Annotated in this window: 14 protein-coding genes; 10 read left to right on the top strand and 4 right to left on the bottom strand. The window is 63.4% G+C overall.

The annotated features are described in order from the left end of the window. Window positions 1-2 precede the first annotated feature (2 nt). The 6 genes from ACLD1Y_RS03570 to ACLD1Y_RS03545 all read left to right on the top strand — a co-directional run bounded on the left by ACLD1Y_RS03570 (window position 3) and on the right by ACLD1Y_RS03545 (window position 7,843). The gene (locus tag ACLD1Y_RS03570; protein ID WP_429475521.1) at window positions 3-1,214 is read left to right on the top strand and encodes an ABC transporter permease; all 1,212 of its coding nucleotides are present in this window, start codon (window positions 3-5) and stop codon (window positions 1,212-1,214) included. Then, entirely contained in the window at window positions 1,214-2,017 is an 804-nt protein-coding gene (locus ACLD1Y_RS03565) for an ABC transporter permease (protein WP_429475519.1), read from the top strand. Before ACLD1Y_RS03570 ends, ACLD1Y_RS03565 begins: the two co-directional genes overlap by 1 nt. Before the next feature lie 230 nt (window positions 2,018-2,247). Further along, window positions 2,248-3,585 carry an MFS transporter gene (locus ACLD1Y_RS03560; RefSeq protein ID WP_429475517.1) on the top strand — a complete coding sequence of 446 codons (1,338 nt, stop codon included), beginning with the start codon at window positions 2,248-2,250 and terminating at the stop codon, window positions 3,583-3,585. 34 nt (window positions 3,586-3,619) lie between these two features. Beyond that, window positions 3,620-4,756: a class II histone deacetylase gene (locus ACLD1Y_RS03555; RefSeq protein WP_429475515.1), complete on the top strand. Its 1,137-nt coding sequence runs from the start codon at window positions 3,620-3,622 to the stop codon at window positions 4,754-4,756. 144 nt (window positions 4,757-4,900) lie between these two features. After that, window positions 4,901-6,532 (top strand): amidase, encoded by a 1,632-nt coding sequence (locus ACLD1Y_RS03550; protein ID WP_429475513.1) that lies wholly within the window; start codon window positions 4,901-4,903, stop codon window positions 6,530-6,532. A gap of 87 nt (window positions 6,533-6,619) precedes the next feature. Further along, window positions 6,620-7,843, top strand: coding sequence for an OprD family porin (locus ACLD1Y_RS03545; protein ID WP_429475511.1), 1,224 nt, complete (start codon window positions 6,620-6,622; stop codon window positions 7,841-7,843). A gap of 39 nt (window positions 7,844-7,882) precedes the next feature. Here the strand turns inward: ACLD1Y_RS03545 and ACLD1Y_RS03540 are convergent, their stop codons facing one another. From ACLD1Y_RS03540 to ACLD1Y_RS03525, 4 genes are all read right to left on the bottom strand, one after another. After that, window positions 7,883-8,683, bottom strand: coding sequence for an IclR family transcriptional regulator (locus ACLD1Y_RS03540; RefSeq protein ID WP_248482829.1), 801 nt, complete (start codon window positions 8,681-8,683; stop codon window positions 7,883-7,885). 73 nt (window positions 8,684-8,756) lie between these two features. Next, entirely contained in the window at window positions 8,757-10,097 is a 1,341-nt protein-coding gene (locus ACLD1Y_RS03535; RefSeq protein ID WP_429475509.1) for an MFS transporter, read from the bottom strand. 52 nt (window positions 10,098-10,149) lie between these two features. Next, complete coding sequence (locus ACLD1Y_RS03530) at window positions 10,150-11,739, bottom strand: GMC family oxidoreductase (protein ID WP_429475507.1); 1,590 nt, start codon at window positions 11,737-11,739, stop codon at window positions 10,150-10,152. A 30-nt stretch (window positions 11,740-11,769) separates the two neighbouring features. Continuing rightward, window positions 11,770-13,200 (bottom strand): NAD-dependent succinate-semialdehyde dehydrogenase, encoded by a 1,431-nt coding sequence (locus ACLD1Y_RS03525; RefSeq protein WP_429475505.1) that lies wholly within the window; start codon window positions 13,198-13,200, stop codon window positions 11,770-11,772. 192 nt (window positions 13,201-13,392) lie between these two features. Between ACLD1Y_RS03525 and ACLD1Y_RS03520 the strand changes: the two genes are divergently transcribed. The 4 genes from ACLD1Y_RS03520 to ACLD1Y_RS03505 are packed head-to-tail and all read left to right on the top strand — an operon-like array spanning window position 13,393 to window position 16,587. After that, window positions 13,393-13,788, top strand: coding sequence for a cupin domain-containing protein (locus ACLD1Y_RS03520; protein WP_248482836.1), 396 nt, complete (start codon window positions 13,393-13,395; stop codon window positions 13,786-13,788). After that, complete coding sequence (locus ACLD1Y_RS03515; protein ID WP_429475502.1) at window positions 13,785-14,552, top strand: HpcH/HpaI aldolase family protein; 768 nt, start codon at window positions 13,785-13,787, stop codon at window positions 14,550-14,552. Before ACLD1Y_RS03520 ends, ACLD1Y_RS03515 begins: the two co-directional genes overlap by 4 nt. A gap of 29 nt (window positions 14,553-14,581) precedes the next feature. Next, on the top strand, window positions 14,582-15,514 hold the full coding sequence (locus ACLD1Y_RS03510) for a DUF6282 family protein (RefSeq protein ID WP_248482840.1): 933 nt from the start codon (window positions 14,582-14,584) through the stop codon (window positions 15,512-15,514). 11 nt (window positions 15,515-15,525) lie between these two features. Then, a complete protein-coding gene (locus ACLD1Y_RS03505; protein ID WP_429475500.1) occupies window positions 15,526-16,587 on the top strand; it encodes a dihydroorotate dehydrogenase in 1,062 nt (353 codons plus the stop codon). Window positions 16,588-16,734 lie beyond the last annotated feature (147 nt).

Here is a 16,734-nt window from a genome sequence, read left to right as displayed (position 1 = left end):
ACATGAGCACACTTGTTCTGAATGCCCCGGTGCCCGTGGTCGCCCGCAAGGACCGAGGCGCGCTATGGCGCGCCTACGGCCTGCTGCTGCCGCTGGTGGTGTTTTTGCTGCTGACCTTCGTGGGGCCGATCGGCACCTTGCTATGGCGTGCAGTGGCCGACACCGAACTGTCCCAGGCCTTGCCTGCCACCGCCGAGGCCGTCGCCCAATGGGACGGCACTTCGGCGCCTGATGAGCGGCTGTTCAAGCCACTGATCGAAGACCTCAAGACCGTCGCCCCCCGTGACCTGGCATCTGCGGCACGGCGCCTGGCCTACGAAGCGCCAGCCCTGCGCGCCCTGTTGACCGGCGCCAAGCGTGAAGCCGCCAGCCTTGAAGGCACTCGCGAGCAGATGCAACTGCTGGACCCGCGCTGGCTGGACAACGCCACCTGGCAAACCTTCAAGCGCGCCTCGGGCCCGGCTGGCACTTATCACCTGCTGTCTGCCGTGGACATGAAACACGACTACCAGCAAGGCCTGGTCAACAAGGATGAAGCCGGCCTGTACCGCTCCATCCTCGGGCGCACGTTCAGCATCGCTGCGATCACCACACTGGTGTGCGTGCTGTTGGCGTTTCCACTGTGCACCTACCTTGACCGCCGCACACCGCGTACACGCAACGCGTTGCTGCTGCTGATCCTGCTGCCGTTCTGGACCTCGATCCTGGTGCGCACCACCGCCTGGATGGTGCTGCTGCAGGACAGCGGCATCGTCAACGCCACGCTGATGCAACTGGGGCTGATCAACAGTCCTTTGCACCTGCTGTACAACCGCTTCGGCGTGATCCTGGCGTTGGTGCATGTGATGCTGCCGTTCATGGTGTTCCCACTGCTGGCGGCGATGTCCAGCTGCAATTGCTTGCTGGTACAGGCCGCCTATTCCATGGGCGCGCGACCACTGCGGGTGTTCTTCCAGGTGTACCTGCCGCAAGTGCTGCCGGGTGTGGCTGCGGGTGCGTTGATGGTGTTTATCGTCACCTTGGGTTTCTACATCACCCCGGCATTGCTGGGCGGGCCGGCAGACCAGATGATCAGCTACTACATCGCCCAGTTCACCACCGGCACCCTCAACTGGGGGTTGGCCTCGGCACTGGGCCTGGTCCTGCTGGTGGCGACTACCCTGCTCTACCTCATCCAGGCCCATCTGGCCCGGCGCACCACAGGAGCGAAATAATGGTTCGTAACCCCAACAGCGGGCCGATGGCCTGGGTCGGTAACCTGGGCTTGTCGCTGAGCGGCTGGCTGGTCCTGGCATTCCTGTTGCTGCCGATCTTGATCGTGCTGCCCCTGTCGTTCAGCGACAACCGCTATATGTCGTTGCCGCTGGGGCAGTTCACCCTGCACTGGTATGAACAGTTCTTCGCCTCCAGCCAATGGCTGGGCGCGCTGTTCAACAGTTTTGCCATTGCCCTCACCAGCACCGTGCTGGCGGTGGTGCTCGGCGGGTTGGCGGCACTCGGGCTGCGCCACCCGGCAATGCCGGGCAAGCGGGTGATCGAGGTGCTGCTGATCGCACCGATGATCGTGCCGGCGGTGATCGTTGGCGTGGGCATGTACTTCGTGTTCTCCAATGCCGGGCTGACCCGCACGTACCTGGGCCTGGTCCTGGCGCACACCACCCTGGCGGTTCCTTTTGTGGTGGTCAATGTCGGCTCGGCCCTGGGCGGGCTCAACCAGCGCCTGTTGTGGGCCGCCGCGAGCATGGGGGCCACGCCCTGGATGACCCTGCGCAAGGTGACCCTGCCGTTGATATCCCCAGGGCTGATCTCTGGCGGGCTGTTTGCATTCGCCACCTCGCTGGATGAAGTGGTGGTGACCCTGTTCCTCGCCGGTCCCGACCAACGCACCCTGCCCCGGGAAATGTTCACCACCGCCCGCGAAGCCTTGAGCCCAGTGCTGCTGTCGGCTGCGACCATCATGGTGTTGTTCGCCACGTTGCTGTTGCTGTTGTCACGCTCGATGACGCGCCGCACCTAACCCTCGGCCTGCCTCGGCAGGCCCTGTTCTCCTGCCACTCGCGGGCTCTGCCTGCGGGCTCGCGCACGCCCCGTAAAACCTCGTTTCAACCCCTCGATTCGGTGCTTGACATGCCGGACAAGGCCTTACTAACATCGAAACACACAGAGAAATAATGTTTCCTTTAGAGAAACACAAAGCCTCAACTTTCTGCTCACTGCCAACAACAACCAAAAGCACAGAGAGCCTCCATGCACCTCATCTCACGCCGTACTTTCGACAATGACCAGGACTGCGCGCTGTACAACCGCATTGCCTGGCGCATTCTTCCGTTCCTGTTTGTGTTGTACGTGGTCGCTTTCCTGGACCGCGTCAACGTAGGTTTTGCCAAGCTGCAACTGGCCACCGACATCGGCTTGAGCGACATGGCCTTCGGCTTTGGCGCCGGGGTGTTTTTCCTTGGTTATTGCCTGTTCGAGATCCCCAGCAACCTGATGTTGAAACGCGTCGGCGCACGCCTGTGGATCACGCGCATCATGGTGGTGTGGGGGCTGATTTCCACCTCGATGATGTTTGTGAACAGCCCCACTTCGTTCTATATCCTGCGCTTTCTACTGGGGGTGGCCGAAGCCGGTTTCTATCCCGGCGTGGTGCTTTACCTGACCTTCTGGCTGCCCTCCTATGCCCAATCCCAGGGCCTGGCGTGCTTGAGCCTGGGCGTGGGGATTGCCGGGGTGTTGGGCGGGCCGCTGTCCGGCTGGATCATGCAGACCTTTGCCGGTTATGGCGGCATGGCCGGCTGGCAGTGGCTGTTCCTGCTTGAGGGCCTGCCTGCGGTGCTGCTGGGTATCGTGGTGTATTTCTACCTGGACGACCGCCCGGGCAAGGTGCACTGGCTAACCCCGGCGCAGAACGCCCGGGTGGTCGCCGACCTTGAGCAACAACGCCTGGCCCATGAACAGGCCGGTGCCACCCACTCGGTGCGCGGCGCCTTCATGCACCGTGGCCTGTGGTGCCTGGTGTTCGTGAATTTTGCGCTGCTGTGCGCCACCTACGGGGTGTCGTTCTGGATGCCGCAGATCATTCGCAGCCTGGGCGAACAATCGTTGTTCCAGACCGGGCTGATCTCGGCGATCCCGTTTGCCGTGGCCTCGGTGTGCATGTTGATTGTCGGCAAGCATTCGGACCGCACCCGCGAACGGCGCTGGCATGCGTCGCTGTCGATCCTGGCGGCCGCCATCGGCCTGGCCCTCAGCGCTGCGCTGCACACCTCCCCCTACCTGTGCCTGTTCAGCCTGTGCATCGCCATGGCCGGCAGCCTGTCTGCGTTCAACGTGTTGTGGGCGATCCCCGGCACCTTGCTCACCGGTACGGCTGCCGCGGCGGGCATTGCGCTGATGACCACCGTCGGCAATCTCGGCGGCTATGCCAGCCCCTTCATGATGGGCTGGATCAAGCAGGCCACCGGGCACCTGGAGTTTGGCTTGTACGCGCTGGCGACGCTGACCCTGGTGGCGGCCCTGGTGATGTCCAGCGTGCGCCCCCGCGACCGCGACCAGCAGACCCAAGCGGTCGCCGTGCCGGGCTGAATCTTTGGTTTCCCACCACACTTAAGGAATGACGATGCCGAGCACCGGTTTTTTCTTCGATGAACATTGTTTCTGGCACAGCGGCGGCCTGTTCGCCCTGACCTTGCCAGTGGGCCAATGGGTGGAGCCGCCCTCGGGCTCGGCCCACGCCGAATCCCCTGAATCCAAGCGCCGCCTCAAAAACCTCATGGACGTCAGTGGCCTGAGCCAGCACTTACACCTACAGGGCGGTCCGGCCGTGTCCCTGGAGCAGATGCTCAAGGTGCACACGCCGAACTACCTGGAACAGTTCCGGCAGATGAGCGAGCGTGGCGGCGGCATGCTCGCCCCCAGCGCGCCCGTAGGGCCCAGCACCTATGAAATCGCGCGGCTCTCCGCCGGGCTGGCAAGTGCGGCGGTCAACAAGGTGCTGCAAGGCGAACTGGACAACGCCTACGTACTGAGTCGGCCACCTGGCCATCACGCCCTGCCCGACCAGGCCATGGGGTTTTGCTACCTGAACAACATCGCCATTGCCATCGAGATCGCCCGCGAGCGTTTTGGCGTGCAGCGTATCGCCGTGCTGGACTGGGATGTTCACCATGGCAACGGCACCCAGGCGATTTTCTACGAACGCAGTGATGTGCTGACCCTGTCGATCCACCAGCAGCGCGCCTACCCACGCGGGTACACCGGCGAGGCCGATATCGGCAGCGGTGCCGGAGCCGGTTGCAACCTCAACATCGCGCTGCCCCCCGGCAGTGGGCATGACGCCTACCTGCACGCCATGCAGCGCCTTGTACTGCCGGCGCTGGAAAGCTATCGCCCCGAGCTGATCATCGTTGCTTGTGGTTTCGATGCCAATGGCGTCGACCCCCTGGGCCGCATGTTGCTGCACAGCGACAGTTACCGGGCATTGACCCAACTGGTCAAGGACGCCGCTGCGCGCCTGTGCGATGGGCGCCTGGTGCTGGTGCATGAGGGCGGCTACGCCGAAGCCTACGTGCCGTTCTGTGGCCTGGCCACCCTGGAGGCCTTGAGCGGCCGGCGCACTGCGGTCATCGACCCGATGCTGGACATGCTCCAGGCACAACAGCCCGACTCAGACGCCCTGGCCTTTCAGAAAAGTGTGATCGAGCGCACCGCCACCCTAATGCGCGAAACCACCAAGTGGGGCGCCACCTGCTTATAAACCACCCCAGCGAGGACACCCCGACACTGACGAAACGACAGCTGTTTCTTGCGTCACACGTTTAGGCCCTTCGCCGGGCATACCCGGCGATCCACAACAAGAAAAACTCCATAAGCCTTTAAACTGCCCCTGACAGGAAGACTGATGTCCACTACCGAAAACCATACAACCACGCCGCACGTCCCTCCCACGACCGATACCGGCCGCCGCCAGATTCTCAAAGGCATTGTCGGCGGCGTTATCGCCGGCTCCCTACCCGGCGCCGCCTGGTCGGCAACCGCGCATCCGGCACTGGCTAGCCGTAAAAAACCCCTAGGCGCCAAGGGCGAGATCGTCGACTGGAGCGCGGCGCAGCTGAGCCTGGCCATTCACGCACGGCAGGTGTCGTGCCGTGAGGTGATGCAGGCCTACCTGGCGCGGATCGAACAACTGAACCCGACCTACAACGCCCTGGTTGCCCTGCGTGATCCCGACAACTTGCTCAAGGACGCCTCGGCCCTGGATGCCAGGCTCAAGGCCGGCGCCTCGTTGGGCTGGCTGCATGGTATTCCGCAGGCGCCCAAAGACCTGGCGATGACCAAGGATATCGTCACCACCTTTGGCTCACCCTTGCTGCAAACGAACCAGCCCAAGGTGGACTCGATCCACGTGGCCCGGGCACGGGCCGCCGGCGCGCTGATGATCGGCAAAACCAATACCCCGGAGTTCGGCCTCGGCTCCCAGACGTACAACCCGGTCTACGGCGCCACCCGCAACCCCTACAACCGGCAAAAAACCGCCGGTGGCAGCAGTGGCGGCGCGGCCACGGCGCTGGCGTTGCGCATGCTGCCGGTGGCCGATGGCAGTGACTTCGGCGGTTCCCTGCGCAACCCGGCGGCCTTTTGCAATGTGTACGGTATGCGCCCAAGCCAGGGCCGGGTGCCTCGTAGTCCGGCCGATGAAGTGTTTATCTCGCAGTTGGGCTACAGCGGCCCGATGGCGCGCACGGTGCCAGACATGGCGTTGTTGCTCGCCACCCAGTCGGGCCTGGACCTGTCCGATGCGTTGTCCCTGGAAACCTCGGCGGAACTGGCGGCGCTCACCCCCCATAACGTCGAGCACGCCCTGCAATCGCACCAGCGCGGCAAGAAAATCGGCTGGCTGGGAGACTGGGACGGCTACCTGGCCATGGAGCCCGGCATCCTGGCACTCTGCGAAAAAGCCCTGGGCAACCTGGCCGGCCAAGGCATGCTCGTCGAACCCATCAAGCCGCCGTTTTCACCCCAAAGCCTTTGGGACATATGGTCGGTGCATCGCCATTTCGGCATTGGCAATGGCTTGCTCAAGTATTACGAAGACCCGGCCAAGCGCGCGTTACTCAAGCCCGAGGCGATCTGGGAAGTCGAAGGTTCGTTGAAGCTGTCCGCCGCAGACTTTTTCAACGCCAGCAAAGCTCGCAGTGCCTGGTACAAAACCCTGGTCACGCTGTTTGAAACCTACGACTACCTCGCGGTGCCCACCGCTCAAGTATTCCCGTTCGACGTTGATGAACATTGGCCTAAGCAGATCAACGGCCGCGCCATGGATACCTACCATCGGTGGATGGAAACCTGTTTCCCGTGGACCTTGTCTGGCAGCCCGATCATCAGCGTGCCGGTGGGTTTCAACGACCAGGGACTGCCCATGGGCATGCAACTGATCGGGCGCCCACGGGACGACTTGGGCTTGCTCAAGCTGGCCTATGCCTACGAGCAACATAACGACTGGGTCAACACTCGGCGCCCGACGCTGGCATAAAACCGACGACGCCAACACACCACTAAAAACGCTGCGCCGCCGAGCCCCTTGGCCGGCGCGCGCGCCCCTGCACCCGGGATATGAAGAATGAACAACAAACACATACTCCATGTGACGCTGGCCTGCGCCCTCCCCCTCAGCGCACTGGCCGATAACGGTGGCTTTGTGGAAGACGCGCACTTCTCCATCAAGGCGCGCAACTTCTACATGAACCGCAACTTCCTCGATGACCGCACCCAGCAGAACTATTCCGAGGAATGGGCCCAGGGCTTTATCGGGATCTTCGAGTCCGGGTTCACCACCGGCACCCTCGGGTTCGGCGTGGACGCCATCGGTCTGTTGGGAATCAAGCTGGACACCGGCAACGGTCGCAAAGGCGGCGGCACCCTGCTGCTGGAAGAGGACAGTGACGGCGCCAAGTCCCAGTACGCCAAAGGCGGCGTGGCGGTGAAGGCGCGGCTATCCAACACCGTGCTCAAGTACGGCGAACAGTTGATGAACCTGCCGGTGCTGGCCACCAGCGACAACCGCCTGCTGCCGGAAACCACCCAGGGCTGGCTCGTCACCAGCAAGGAAATCCCCGACCTGACCCTGCACGCCGGCCACTTCACCGCCCTGCGCAGCCGTGACCAGAGTGAGCATGACAGCGGCCACCTCAGCGCCCTGGACCTGATCGGCGGCAGCTACCAGATCAACCGCAACTTCAATGCCCGGGCCTACCATTCGGATGTCGAGGACTACTGGCGCAAATACTACGTGGGCGCCACCGCCAGCCTGCCCCTGGGCGAGGGCTACAGCACCAAGTTCGACTTCAACGGCTATGACACCAAAAGCCAGGGCCAACAGCGCGGCGGCGTGCTGGACAACCGTATCTGGAGCCTATCGGCATCCCTGGCAGCCGGGCCGCATACGTTTCTGGTCGCCCACCAGCGTGTCACCGGCCACGGCAATTACACCTACGGCGTGGATGGCAACAGCACGATATTCCTGGCCAACTCCGTGCAGTACTCGGACTTCAACTACGAGAATGAACGTTCCTGGCAGGCCCGCTACGACTTCGACTTTGCCGCCCTCGGCGTGCCGGGGCTGAGCTTTATGACCCGCTACCTAAAGGGCACGGGCTTCCACACCGCCCAGACCGATGATGGGCATGCGTGGGAGCGGGACATCGAAGCTAAATACGTGGTGCAGTCCGGATCGGCCAAAGACCTGTCGTTCCGGGTACGCCAGGCCAGCTTCCGCAGCCCCGACCGTGGCTTGAACTTCAATGAAGTGCGGTTGATCACCGAGTACCCGATCAACTTTTTCTAACCTGCCGTGGGAGGGGCAAACCCTCCCACACTGTGCGCGTTACAGGCGTCGGTAGGTACCGGCATGCAGTCGCTCGCTGATCTCCGCAGCGGCCGACTGCAACTCGCGCAACATCGCAGCCGGTGGTGGCGACGGGATCGCCGCACTTGGCCCGACAATACCGATGGTCCCCACAATCAAGTCATTCTCGCGAAAGATCGGGCAGCACAGTGCGTTGATGCCCAGGGTCACTTCACCGTCGGCGTCGTCGTACAGGCGCTGACGAATCAACTCCAAGCGCTGCACCAATGCATCCGGCTCATGCAGGGTGCGCTCGGTCAGGCGTGGCATCTTGCGGCGCAACACCCGTTGCTGGCTGGCAGCATCGGCAAACGCCAACACCGTGCGGCCCTGGGCGGAGCAGTACGGCAGCACGCGGTTACCCGGCTTGACCGAGATGCACACATTGGCCTTGGATTCGACGCACGACACCACCAGCGCGGTGTCATGGGTGGCGACCGCCAGCAAGGCCGTCTGCCCGGTGGCATCGCGGATGCGGGTCAGGTAGGGATCGGCAATAGCGCGCAGGTCGAACTGCTCGCCGGCAGCCTCGCCATAGGCTACCAGGCGTGCGCCCAGCAGGTATTTTTCGCTGACCGGATCTTGTTCGAGAATGCCCAGCTGGCGCATCGAGGCCAGGTGCCGATAGGTCCTGGGCTTGGCGGTTTGCAGTTGATGGGCCAGCTCGGTCACGCCCAGGGGGCGGCGCGCGGCGGTCAGTTCGTCGAGCAAGCGGAAGACCATTTCCACCGATTCCAGCAGCACGGGGCCGGTGCTGGGCTTTTCGTCATCCTGTACCAAGGGTCACCTCAAGCGATCACTGGGAAAGCCCCGATTGTATCGCTTGAAGAAACACTTGTGTTGGTCTGCGATATTAAATAACCGGGGCTTCGCGCATGGCAAGCCCTGCCCGAACGGCCGGTGGCTTGACCGAAAACATCACGAAGGCGCCCAGCAGTGTCATCACCGCCAACACATACAGGCCATATTCCAAGTGCCCGCTGCTCTGCTTGACCCAGCCCAGCATAAACGGGCTGGCATAGCCGCCCAGGTTGCCCACGGTGGCGATCAGCGCGATCCCCGCTGCGGCCGCCGTGCCGGTCAGCAACACCCCCGGCAGCGCCCACAGCACACAGAAACCGGCCAGCCCGCCGGACATCGCCAGGCTCAAACCGGCCAGCGACAACACCGGCTGGTCGTGGAAATACGCAGCGAACGCCAAGCCCAAGGCCGATGCCAGGTTGCACAAGGTGCCGTGCCAGCGCCGCTCACGGGTTTTATCCGAATGCCGGCTGACCAGCACCATCACCACCGATGCCACCGCAAAGGGAATCGCTGCGACCAACCCGGTGTGGAACAGGCTCTTGACCCCCAGCCCCTGCACAATCTGCGGCAACCAGAACGACACGCCATAGGTGCCGCACAACAAGGCAAAGTTCACGTAGATCAGGCACCACAGCCCCTTGTTCACAAAGGCCGCCCGGAAGTTATGACTGGCCCCCGCCGCCTCATGCTGCTGGCGCTGCGCCGCCAACTGTTGCACCACCCGGGCATTCTGTTCCGGGGTCAGCCAGTGCACCTTGCCCGGGCGGTCGTCCAGGTAGAAATACACGGCGATGCCCAGCAACACCGCAGGCAGGCCTTCAAGCAGAAACAGCCACTGCCAGCCGGCCATGCCGCCGTAGCCGGCAAAGGTTTGCATGATCCACCCAGACAACGGGCTGCCCAGAACCCCGGCCATGGCAATGCCCAGGTTGAACCACGCCATACCTTGGGAGCGCGCATAGGATGGGAACCAATAGGTCATGTACAGCACCACCCCCGGGTAGAAACCGGCTTCGGCCATACCGAGCAAAAAGCGCAGCACGTAAAAGGCGTTCGGGGTCTTGACGAACAACATGGCAATCGACAGCAGGCCCCACGTGATCATGATGCGGGTGATCCAGAACCGCGCACCCACGCGTTGCAGCACCATGTTGCTGGGGATTTCGCACAGGCAGTAACCGATAAAGAACACACCGGCGCCAAAGCCGAAGGCCATGTCGCTCAGGCCGATGTCGGCGGCCATTTGCAGCTTGGCAAAGCCGACATTGACCCGGTCTAGAAAGGCGACCACGTACAACACAAACAGGAATGGAAGAATGCGCCAGGCAATGCGGTTATAGAGCGCGCAGTCCTGCGCACTGTCGAAGGTGTTCCGGGAGATAAGGTTCATCGCTGTACTCTTGTAATTGTTGTAGTGGCGAAGAAAGTGTGGGGTCAGCAGCTCAGGCGGCACTCCCCAGGATGAAGTCGGCACAGCGCTCACCGATCATGATGCTCGGCGCATTGGTGTTGCCACTGACGATGGTGGGCATGATCGACGCATCGGCCACCCGCAGCCCCTGCACCCCATACACGCGCAAGTCCGGCCCCACCACGGCGGCGGCATCCGTGCCCATGCGACAGGTGCCCGCCGGGTGGAACACCGTCTTGGCCACACTGCGTACGTAGTCCTCCAGCACCGTGTCGGGCACCTCATCGTGGTCCGGCAGCAACAGCATGTTTTGCACCACGCCCGCCAGGGCCGGTGCCCGCAGGATGCGCCGCGCCAGCTTCACCCCGGCAACCAGGGTGTGCAGGTCGTGCGCATCGCTGAGGTAGTTGGCCTTGAGCGACACCTCCTGCATCGGGTCGGCGCTCTTGAGCCGCAGTTGGCCCCGGGAGCGCGGGCGTAATGCGCACGGGTTGATGGAAATGCCATGGCCACTGGGGGGCAGACGGTCCACATCGCCCACCAGCGCCGGCACCACATGGAACTGCACGTCGGGCCGACCGCAACCGGTGGCATCGACGAAGGCACCACTTTCCACCACGTTGGAACTGAGCAGGCCACTGCGATTGGCCAGGTACTTGAGGCCATGCCCCAGCGCGTGCAGGCCGCGGTCATGACCGAGCAGGCTCACCGGCTTGCGGGTCTGGGCGTAGACCGATGCACTGAGATGGTCCTGGAAGTTTTCACCCACACCCGGCGCATCGACACGGGTGGCAATACCCATCTCGTCCAGGTGTTGGCGGGGACCGATGCCCGACAGCATCAGCAACTTCGGCGAGGCAATCGCCCCAGCGCTGACGATCACCTCGGCTCGGGCACGGAATGTGTGCGCTACGCCATCACGCCCGGCGGCCCGCACACCGATCACGCGCACGCCATCGAACAGCAGTTGGCTCACGTGGGTCTCGGTGCGCACTTCCAGGTTGGGGTCATTACGCAACGGCCGCAGGTAGGCCACCGCCGAACTGGCACGCCGCCCGTGTGACGTGGTGGTCTGATAGAAACCCGCGCCCTCCTGGCGCACGCCGTTGAAATCCTCGGTGGCCGGCACGCCCGCCTCTACCGCTGCCTGCACGAAGGCACGACTCAACACATGGCGGTGGCTGGGGTCGCTGACGTGGAGCGGGCCATGCTGGCCGTGCAACTCCCCGCCCAGGCGTGTGTTGGACTCACAGCGGCGAAACACCGGCAGCACATCCTGCCAGCCCCAGCCAGGGCAACCGCTGGCTTGCCAATGGTCGTAGTCTTCGGCCTGGCCGCGAATGTAGATCATCGCGTTGACCGAACTGCCACCGCCCAGGGTACGGCCCTGGGGGATGTAGACCTGCCGCTGGTTGACGAAGGGCTCGGGCTCGGTGCGGTACATCCAGGTACGCCGCGAACCATGTACGCGGATGAATGTGCCGGGAATATGAATATAGGGATGATTGTCGGCAGGCCCAGCTTCCAGCAACAGCACCTGCTTGCCCGCGCTCGCCAGCCGTGCGCTTAGCGCACAGCCGGCAGAACCGGCACCGACGACAATATAGTCAACGGTCTTCATTGTTATTGTTCTCGATGGCTTGGGTGTTCGTCAGCCGACCTGGCTGACGAATTTGGTGGTGAAGTAAGCGTCCAGCCCTTCACTGCCGCCTTCACTGCCGTAGCCACTGTCCTTCACGCCGCCGAACGGTGTCTCGGGCGCGGCCAGGCCAAAGTGGTTGATGGAAACCATCCCCGACTCCAGCTCATCGGCCAGCAACGTGGCACGCTGGATCGAGCGGGTGAAGGCAAATGCCGCCAGCCCGAACGGCAGGCTATTGGCCTTCTCGATCACCTCTTCAACCGTGTCGAAACGCACGATTGAGGCAATTGGGCCGAAGGGTTCTTCATGCATGACCCGTGCGCTTTCAGGCACATCGGTCAGTACCGTGGCGGGGTAGAAGAAACCCGGTCCCTGCGTGCCCTTGCCGCCCAACGCCAACTGGGCGCCCAGGGCCAGGGCGTCATCGACGTATTCCTGCACCGCGCTCACGCGACGTGGGTTGGCCAATGGGCCCAATTGCGTGGAGGCATCGTGACCGTCGCCCAACTTGATGGCGGCACCGGCCTGGCAGAACGCTTCGACAAACTGCTCGTACACCGCGGCCTGCACATAGAAGCGGGTTGGCGATGCGCAAATCTGCCCGCCGTTACGGAACTTGAGGCCCGCGCCCAGAGCCGCCACGGCCTTTACGTCGACGTCATCGCACACGATGAAAGGAGCGTGCCCGCCCAGCTCCAGGGTGCAGCGCTTGAGGTGCTGCCCGGCCAGCGCGCCCAGTGCGCGCCCCACCGGCACCGAGCCGGTAAACGAGACCTTGCGGATCACCGGTGAGCGGATCAGGTAGTCCGACACGTCGGCCGGCACACCGAACACCAGGTTCAACACCCCGGCCGGTACGCCAGCATCCTGGAATGCACGGCACAACTCGATGCAGGACGACGGGGTTTCTTCCGGCCCCTTGGCAATGATCGAACACCCCGCCGCCAGGGCGCCGGCGATCTTGCGCACCAATTGGCTGACCGGGAAGTTCCACGGGCTGAAGGCCGCCACCGGACCAACGGGCTCACGCAGCACGGTCTGGCGAACACCACGGGCCCGTGGCGGGATCACCCGCCCGTAGGCGCGGCGACCTTCTTCGGCGTACCAGTCGATATGGTCACCGGCACCGAAGGCCTCCATCTTGGCTTCGGCCAGTGGCTTGCCCTGCTCCAGGGTGATCAAGGCGGCAATTTCATCGGAGCGCTGGCGCACCAGGTCGGCAGCCTTGCGCAAGATTTTCGAGCGGTCGTAGGCGCTGGTCTTGCGCCACACCTGGAAGCCACGCTGCGCAGCGGCCAGGGCGCGGTCCAGGTCAGCGGTAGAGGCCAGGCCGAGCTTGGCGATCAGTTCGCCACTGGCGGGATTGAACACATCGGCGTGTTGCGGGTGGGTGCCCGTGGACCATTGGCCGTCAATCAGCAGGGATTCGATAACTCGCATGTACCAGACCTTCCAAGTGTGAATATAAAGTTTCACTGAGAGAAACTGTATTTCTCTGAACGACTCAATCCTAGGTTTGCACAGGGCGCACTGTCAAGGCCGAAAAAGGCACTTGACCAGTGCTTTAATGGCGCGCTAGCTTTATCCCACAGAGAAACACTATTCCTACAAAAGAAACAAAAGGAACAACCGATGAGCCTAGTCAATGCACTGCTTCATAACTGGAACGACCTGCCCCGCGAAACCGTGCGCAAAGGCGTCGAGCGCGTGGCATTCCGTGGCGACGACACCCTCTGCGTGATGAACTGGCTGACCCCGGGCATGGACGTGTTTCCCCACAGCCATACCTTTGAACAACTGGTGATCATTGTTCAGGGCCGGGTGCGCTTTCACCTGGGCGACGAAGTGGTCGAAGGCGGCCCGGGCAGCATGATCCGCATCCCGCCCCATGTGGTGCACTACGCCGAACCTGTGGGCGATGAGGTGGTGATGAACCTCGACGTGTTTTCGCCGATCCGTGACGACTACCGCCACCTGATCCAATACCAGGCCGCCGAGTTCGCCGAAGCCGAGCGAGCACCGGCATGAGCCGCCTGGGGTTCGCAGCGCGGTTGCGCGCCGGGGAGTCGCTGATCAGCAGCTTTATCAAGACCCCCAGCCACGCCGTGGTCGAGATTGCTGGTGACTGCGGGCTGGATGCCGTGGTGCTGGACGCCGAGCACGCGCCCTTCGAGCCGGGCAGCCTGGACCGTGGGCTGCTGGCCTGCCGCGCCGCCAATATCGCCGGCCTGGTACGTGTTGCCGACGACCGCCCCGCCACCCTATTGCAGGCGCTGGACCTCGGTGCCGACGGGCTGGTATTGCCGCACATCGTCAATGCCGCCCAGGCGCGCCAGTTGCTGCAGGCCACGCGGTATCGCAACGGCAGCCGGGGCTTTTCCAATTCGCCCAGGGCCGGCGGATACGGTCGCGCCAACCTGGCCGAACACACGGCTGCCGAAGACGGCCGCCACGCCATCATCGCCCAGATCGAAGACCGCGAAGCCCTGGACAACCTGGCCGCCATCGCTGCCGTCGAACAGGTCGACTGCCTGTTGGTGGGGCGCGCCGACTTGGCGGTGTCGTTGGGCGCCAGCTCACTGGACGACCCGCGCGTGGAGTCCGCCGTGAACCGCGTGCTGGAAGCCGCACAACAAGCCGGCAAGGCCGCCGGGATTTTCGTCGCCAACAGCGAAGACCTGGCGCGGTTCAGCGCCAAGGGCATGCGCTTTTTTATTCTGGGCTCGGACCAGGCGGTGCTGCGCGCCGGCTGGCAGCAACAGGCCCGTCACTTTCATGGCTTGACCCACTGAGCCAGCCACAACAACAAGAGGTCACCCTTATGAACGCTATCGTCAATTCCCCCATCAGCGAAGAGCGCAAGGCGCACATCGACGACCTGATGCGCGGTGCCATCGACCTGCATTGCCACAGCGGCCCGTCGGTGATGCCGCGCTATTGCGACCACGTCGAGGCCATGCGCGAAGCCAGCGAAGCCGGGCTCAAGGCCGTGCTGCTCAAGGACCACTACTACAGCTGCACCCCGGTCACCAAGCTGCTCAACAAGCACTTCAGCGAACTCGACGTGCACATGCTCTCCGGCGTGCCGCTGAACAACGCCGTGGGCGGCCTCAACGTGCACGCCGTGGAGCATGGCTTGAAGCTGGGCGCCAACCTGGTGTGGATGCCCACCTTTTCTTCGGCCAACCACATCGCCCATCACCATCAGGACGCCAAGTTCACCGAAAAATTCCCCCAGACAACTCAACGCATGCTGCAACCGATTCCCTTGACCGTGCTGGACGATAACGGCCTGCTCAAGGACGAGGTCAAGGCCATCCTCGACCTGATCGCCGCCGAAGACGTGGTGCTGTCGGCCGGGCACTTGAACATCCGCGAAATCTGGCCGCTGTTTGAAGAGGCACGCACGCGCGGAGTCAAGCGCCTGCTGGTCAACCACCCCACCTATGTGGTGGACGCCAGCCTGGACGACATGCGCCAACTGGCCCGCGACGGCGTGTACATGGAACATTCAATGTGCATGTGGGTGCCCGGCTCCAAGTTCAAGTTCTACGATGACCAGTTCCTGCGCCAAGTGATCGAAGCCGGTACGGTGGACCTGACCATTTTGGGCTCCGACCTCGGCCAACAAGGCAATCCCAGCATTGCCGAGGGCTTTCGCAATGTGATCGGCCAGCTGCTCGACCTGCAATACAGCGACCAGGACATCCGCAAGATGACCTCCGGTAACGCTGCACGCCTGATGAACCTGTGAGTGCCTCCGACATGACGCGACTGACCACCCAGGTAGGCTCCGTAGTGCTGAAGAACCCGGTCATCTGTGGGGCCGGCGAACAAACCATGACCCGCGAGGCCATCCGCGCTGCCCTGGCCACCGGGGCCGGGGCGGTGGTGGCCAAATCCACCAACGAATCCCAGGCCGCCAAGCAGCAGTTGGACAAGACCGACTATGTGCTGCTGGACGCCAATTGGAACCGTCTGCCGTGGGACTTCTCGCCACCGCCCGACGCCAGCCTGTTCGGCCGCTCGGGCCTGGTACAGCGCGGCTTCGACGAATGGCTGGACGAACTGGCAGGCCTGGATCTCGAGGCACGGGCACAAGACGCCTACGTGGTGCCCAGCCTGATCCTCAGCGACCTGGAACAGTGCGCCGACTACGCGCGGCAGATCGAGCAGGCAGGCTTGCGAGTGCTGGAGCTGAATATCGGTGCGCCCCACGGCGAGGAGGCCGCCAAGGGCGCGATTGTGCTTGAGCGTGGCGCGCAGCGGATCGAAGCCATCGTGTCGCGCATGCGCCAGGCTACCCGGCTGCCGCTGTGGATCAAGCTCACCGGGCAAAGCGAAGATGTGGTGGGCCTGGCACAAGCCGCCCGCCGTGGCGGTGCCGACAGCGTGGTGATGATGGGACGCTTCATGGGCTTCCTGCCCGACCTGGAAACCGGCCTTCCCTTGTTGGGCACCAGTGCCGCCATCGGTGGCGCCTGGGCCCTGCCCTTGACCGCCCGCTGGTTGATGATGACCCGCAGGGCCATGGGCGACGATTACCCGCTGATCGCCACCAACGGCGCGCGTAACGGCCTGGATGTGGCCCGCTTCCTGTTGGCCGGTGCCTGCGCCACGGAAATGACCTCGGCCGTGTTCACTGGCGGCTACGACGTATTGTCCCGGGCGATACACGAGTTGGATGACTATGTGGCCAAACGCGGCATGCGTGTTGACCAACTGCTGGGCAGTGCGGCCGACCAAGTGCAGACCTACCAGCAACAACCTGACCGCCCCGACTGGTGGAAAGGCTTCGCCCCGAAGTGCCCAGGGTCTCCCGCCTGAAACGACTGGGCCGGGAGATCACTGACAGTTGGCGGTTACTGCTGCCTTAGCAACAGGGCCTGCTGGGCCCTCATTGCGCTGGATCGGTTGGAGATGTCTGTGACGGCAGGAAGTCTCCCTCACGCCAAACGGGGGGCAGGCCTCCAG

The sequence above is a fragment of the Pseudomonas sp. 18175 genome (assembly GCF_050432925.1).
Classification (GTDB): Bacteria; Pseudomonadota; Gammaproteobacteria; order Pseudomonadales; family Pseudomonadaceae; genus Aquipseudomonas.
The sequence above is the reverse complement of the archived record's forward strand: the minus strand, read 5'-3'. Positions and strand labels throughout refer to the sequence as shown.

Coding starts and splice junctions, on each gene's coding strand:
- ACLD1Y_RS03560 (WP_429475517.1), top strand. CDS start 2,248: ATGCACCTCATCTCACGCCGTACTTTCGACAATGACCAGGACTGCGCG.
- ACLD1Y_RS03520 (WP_248482836.1), top strand. CDS start 13,393: ATGAGCCTAGTCAATGCACTGCTTCATAACTGGAACGACCTGCCCCGC.
- ACLD1Y_RS03550 (WP_429475513.1), top strand. CDS start 4,901: ATGTCCACTACCGAAAACCATACAACCACGCCGCACGTCCCTCCCACG.
- ACLD1Y_RS03530 (WP_429475507.1), bottom strand. CDS start 11,739: ATGAAGACCGTTGACTATATTGTCGTCGGTGCCGGTTCTGCCGGCTGT.
- ACLD1Y_RS03565 (WP_429475519.1), top strand. CDS start 1,214: ATGGTTCGTAACCCCAACAGCGGGCCGATGGCCTGGGTCGGTAACCTG.
- ACLD1Y_RS03555 (WP_429475515.1), top strand. CDS start 3,620: ATGCCGAGCACCGGTTTTTTCTTCGATGAACATTGTTTCTGGCACAGC.
- ACLD1Y_RS03515 (WP_429475502.1), top strand. CDS start 13,785: ATGAGCCGCCTGGGGTTCGCAGCGCGGTTGCGCGCCGGGGAGTCGCTG.
- ACLD1Y_RS03570 (WP_429475521.1), top strand. CDS start 3: ATGAGCACACTTGTTCTGAATGCCCCGGTGCCCGTGGTCGCCCGCAAG.
- ACLD1Y_RS03545 (WP_429475511.1), top strand. CDS start 6,620: ATGAACAACAAACACATACTCCATGTGACGCTGGCCTGCGCCCTCCCC.
- ACLD1Y_RS03505 (WP_429475500.1), top strand. CDS start 15,526: ATGACGCGACTGACCACCCAGGTAGGCTCCGTAGTGCTGAAGAACCCG.
- ACLD1Y_RS03535 (WP_429475509.1), bottom strand. CDS start 10,097: ATGAACCTTATCTCCCGGAACACCTTCGACAGTGCGCAGGACTGCGCG.
- ACLD1Y_RS03510 (WP_248482840.1), top strand. CDS start 14,582: ATGAACGCTATCGTCAATTCCCCCATCAGCGAAGAGCGCAAGGCGCAC.
- ACLD1Y_RS03525 (WP_429475505.1), bottom strand. CDS start 13,200: ATGCGAGTTATCGAATCCCTGCTGATTGACGGCCAATGGTCCACGGGC.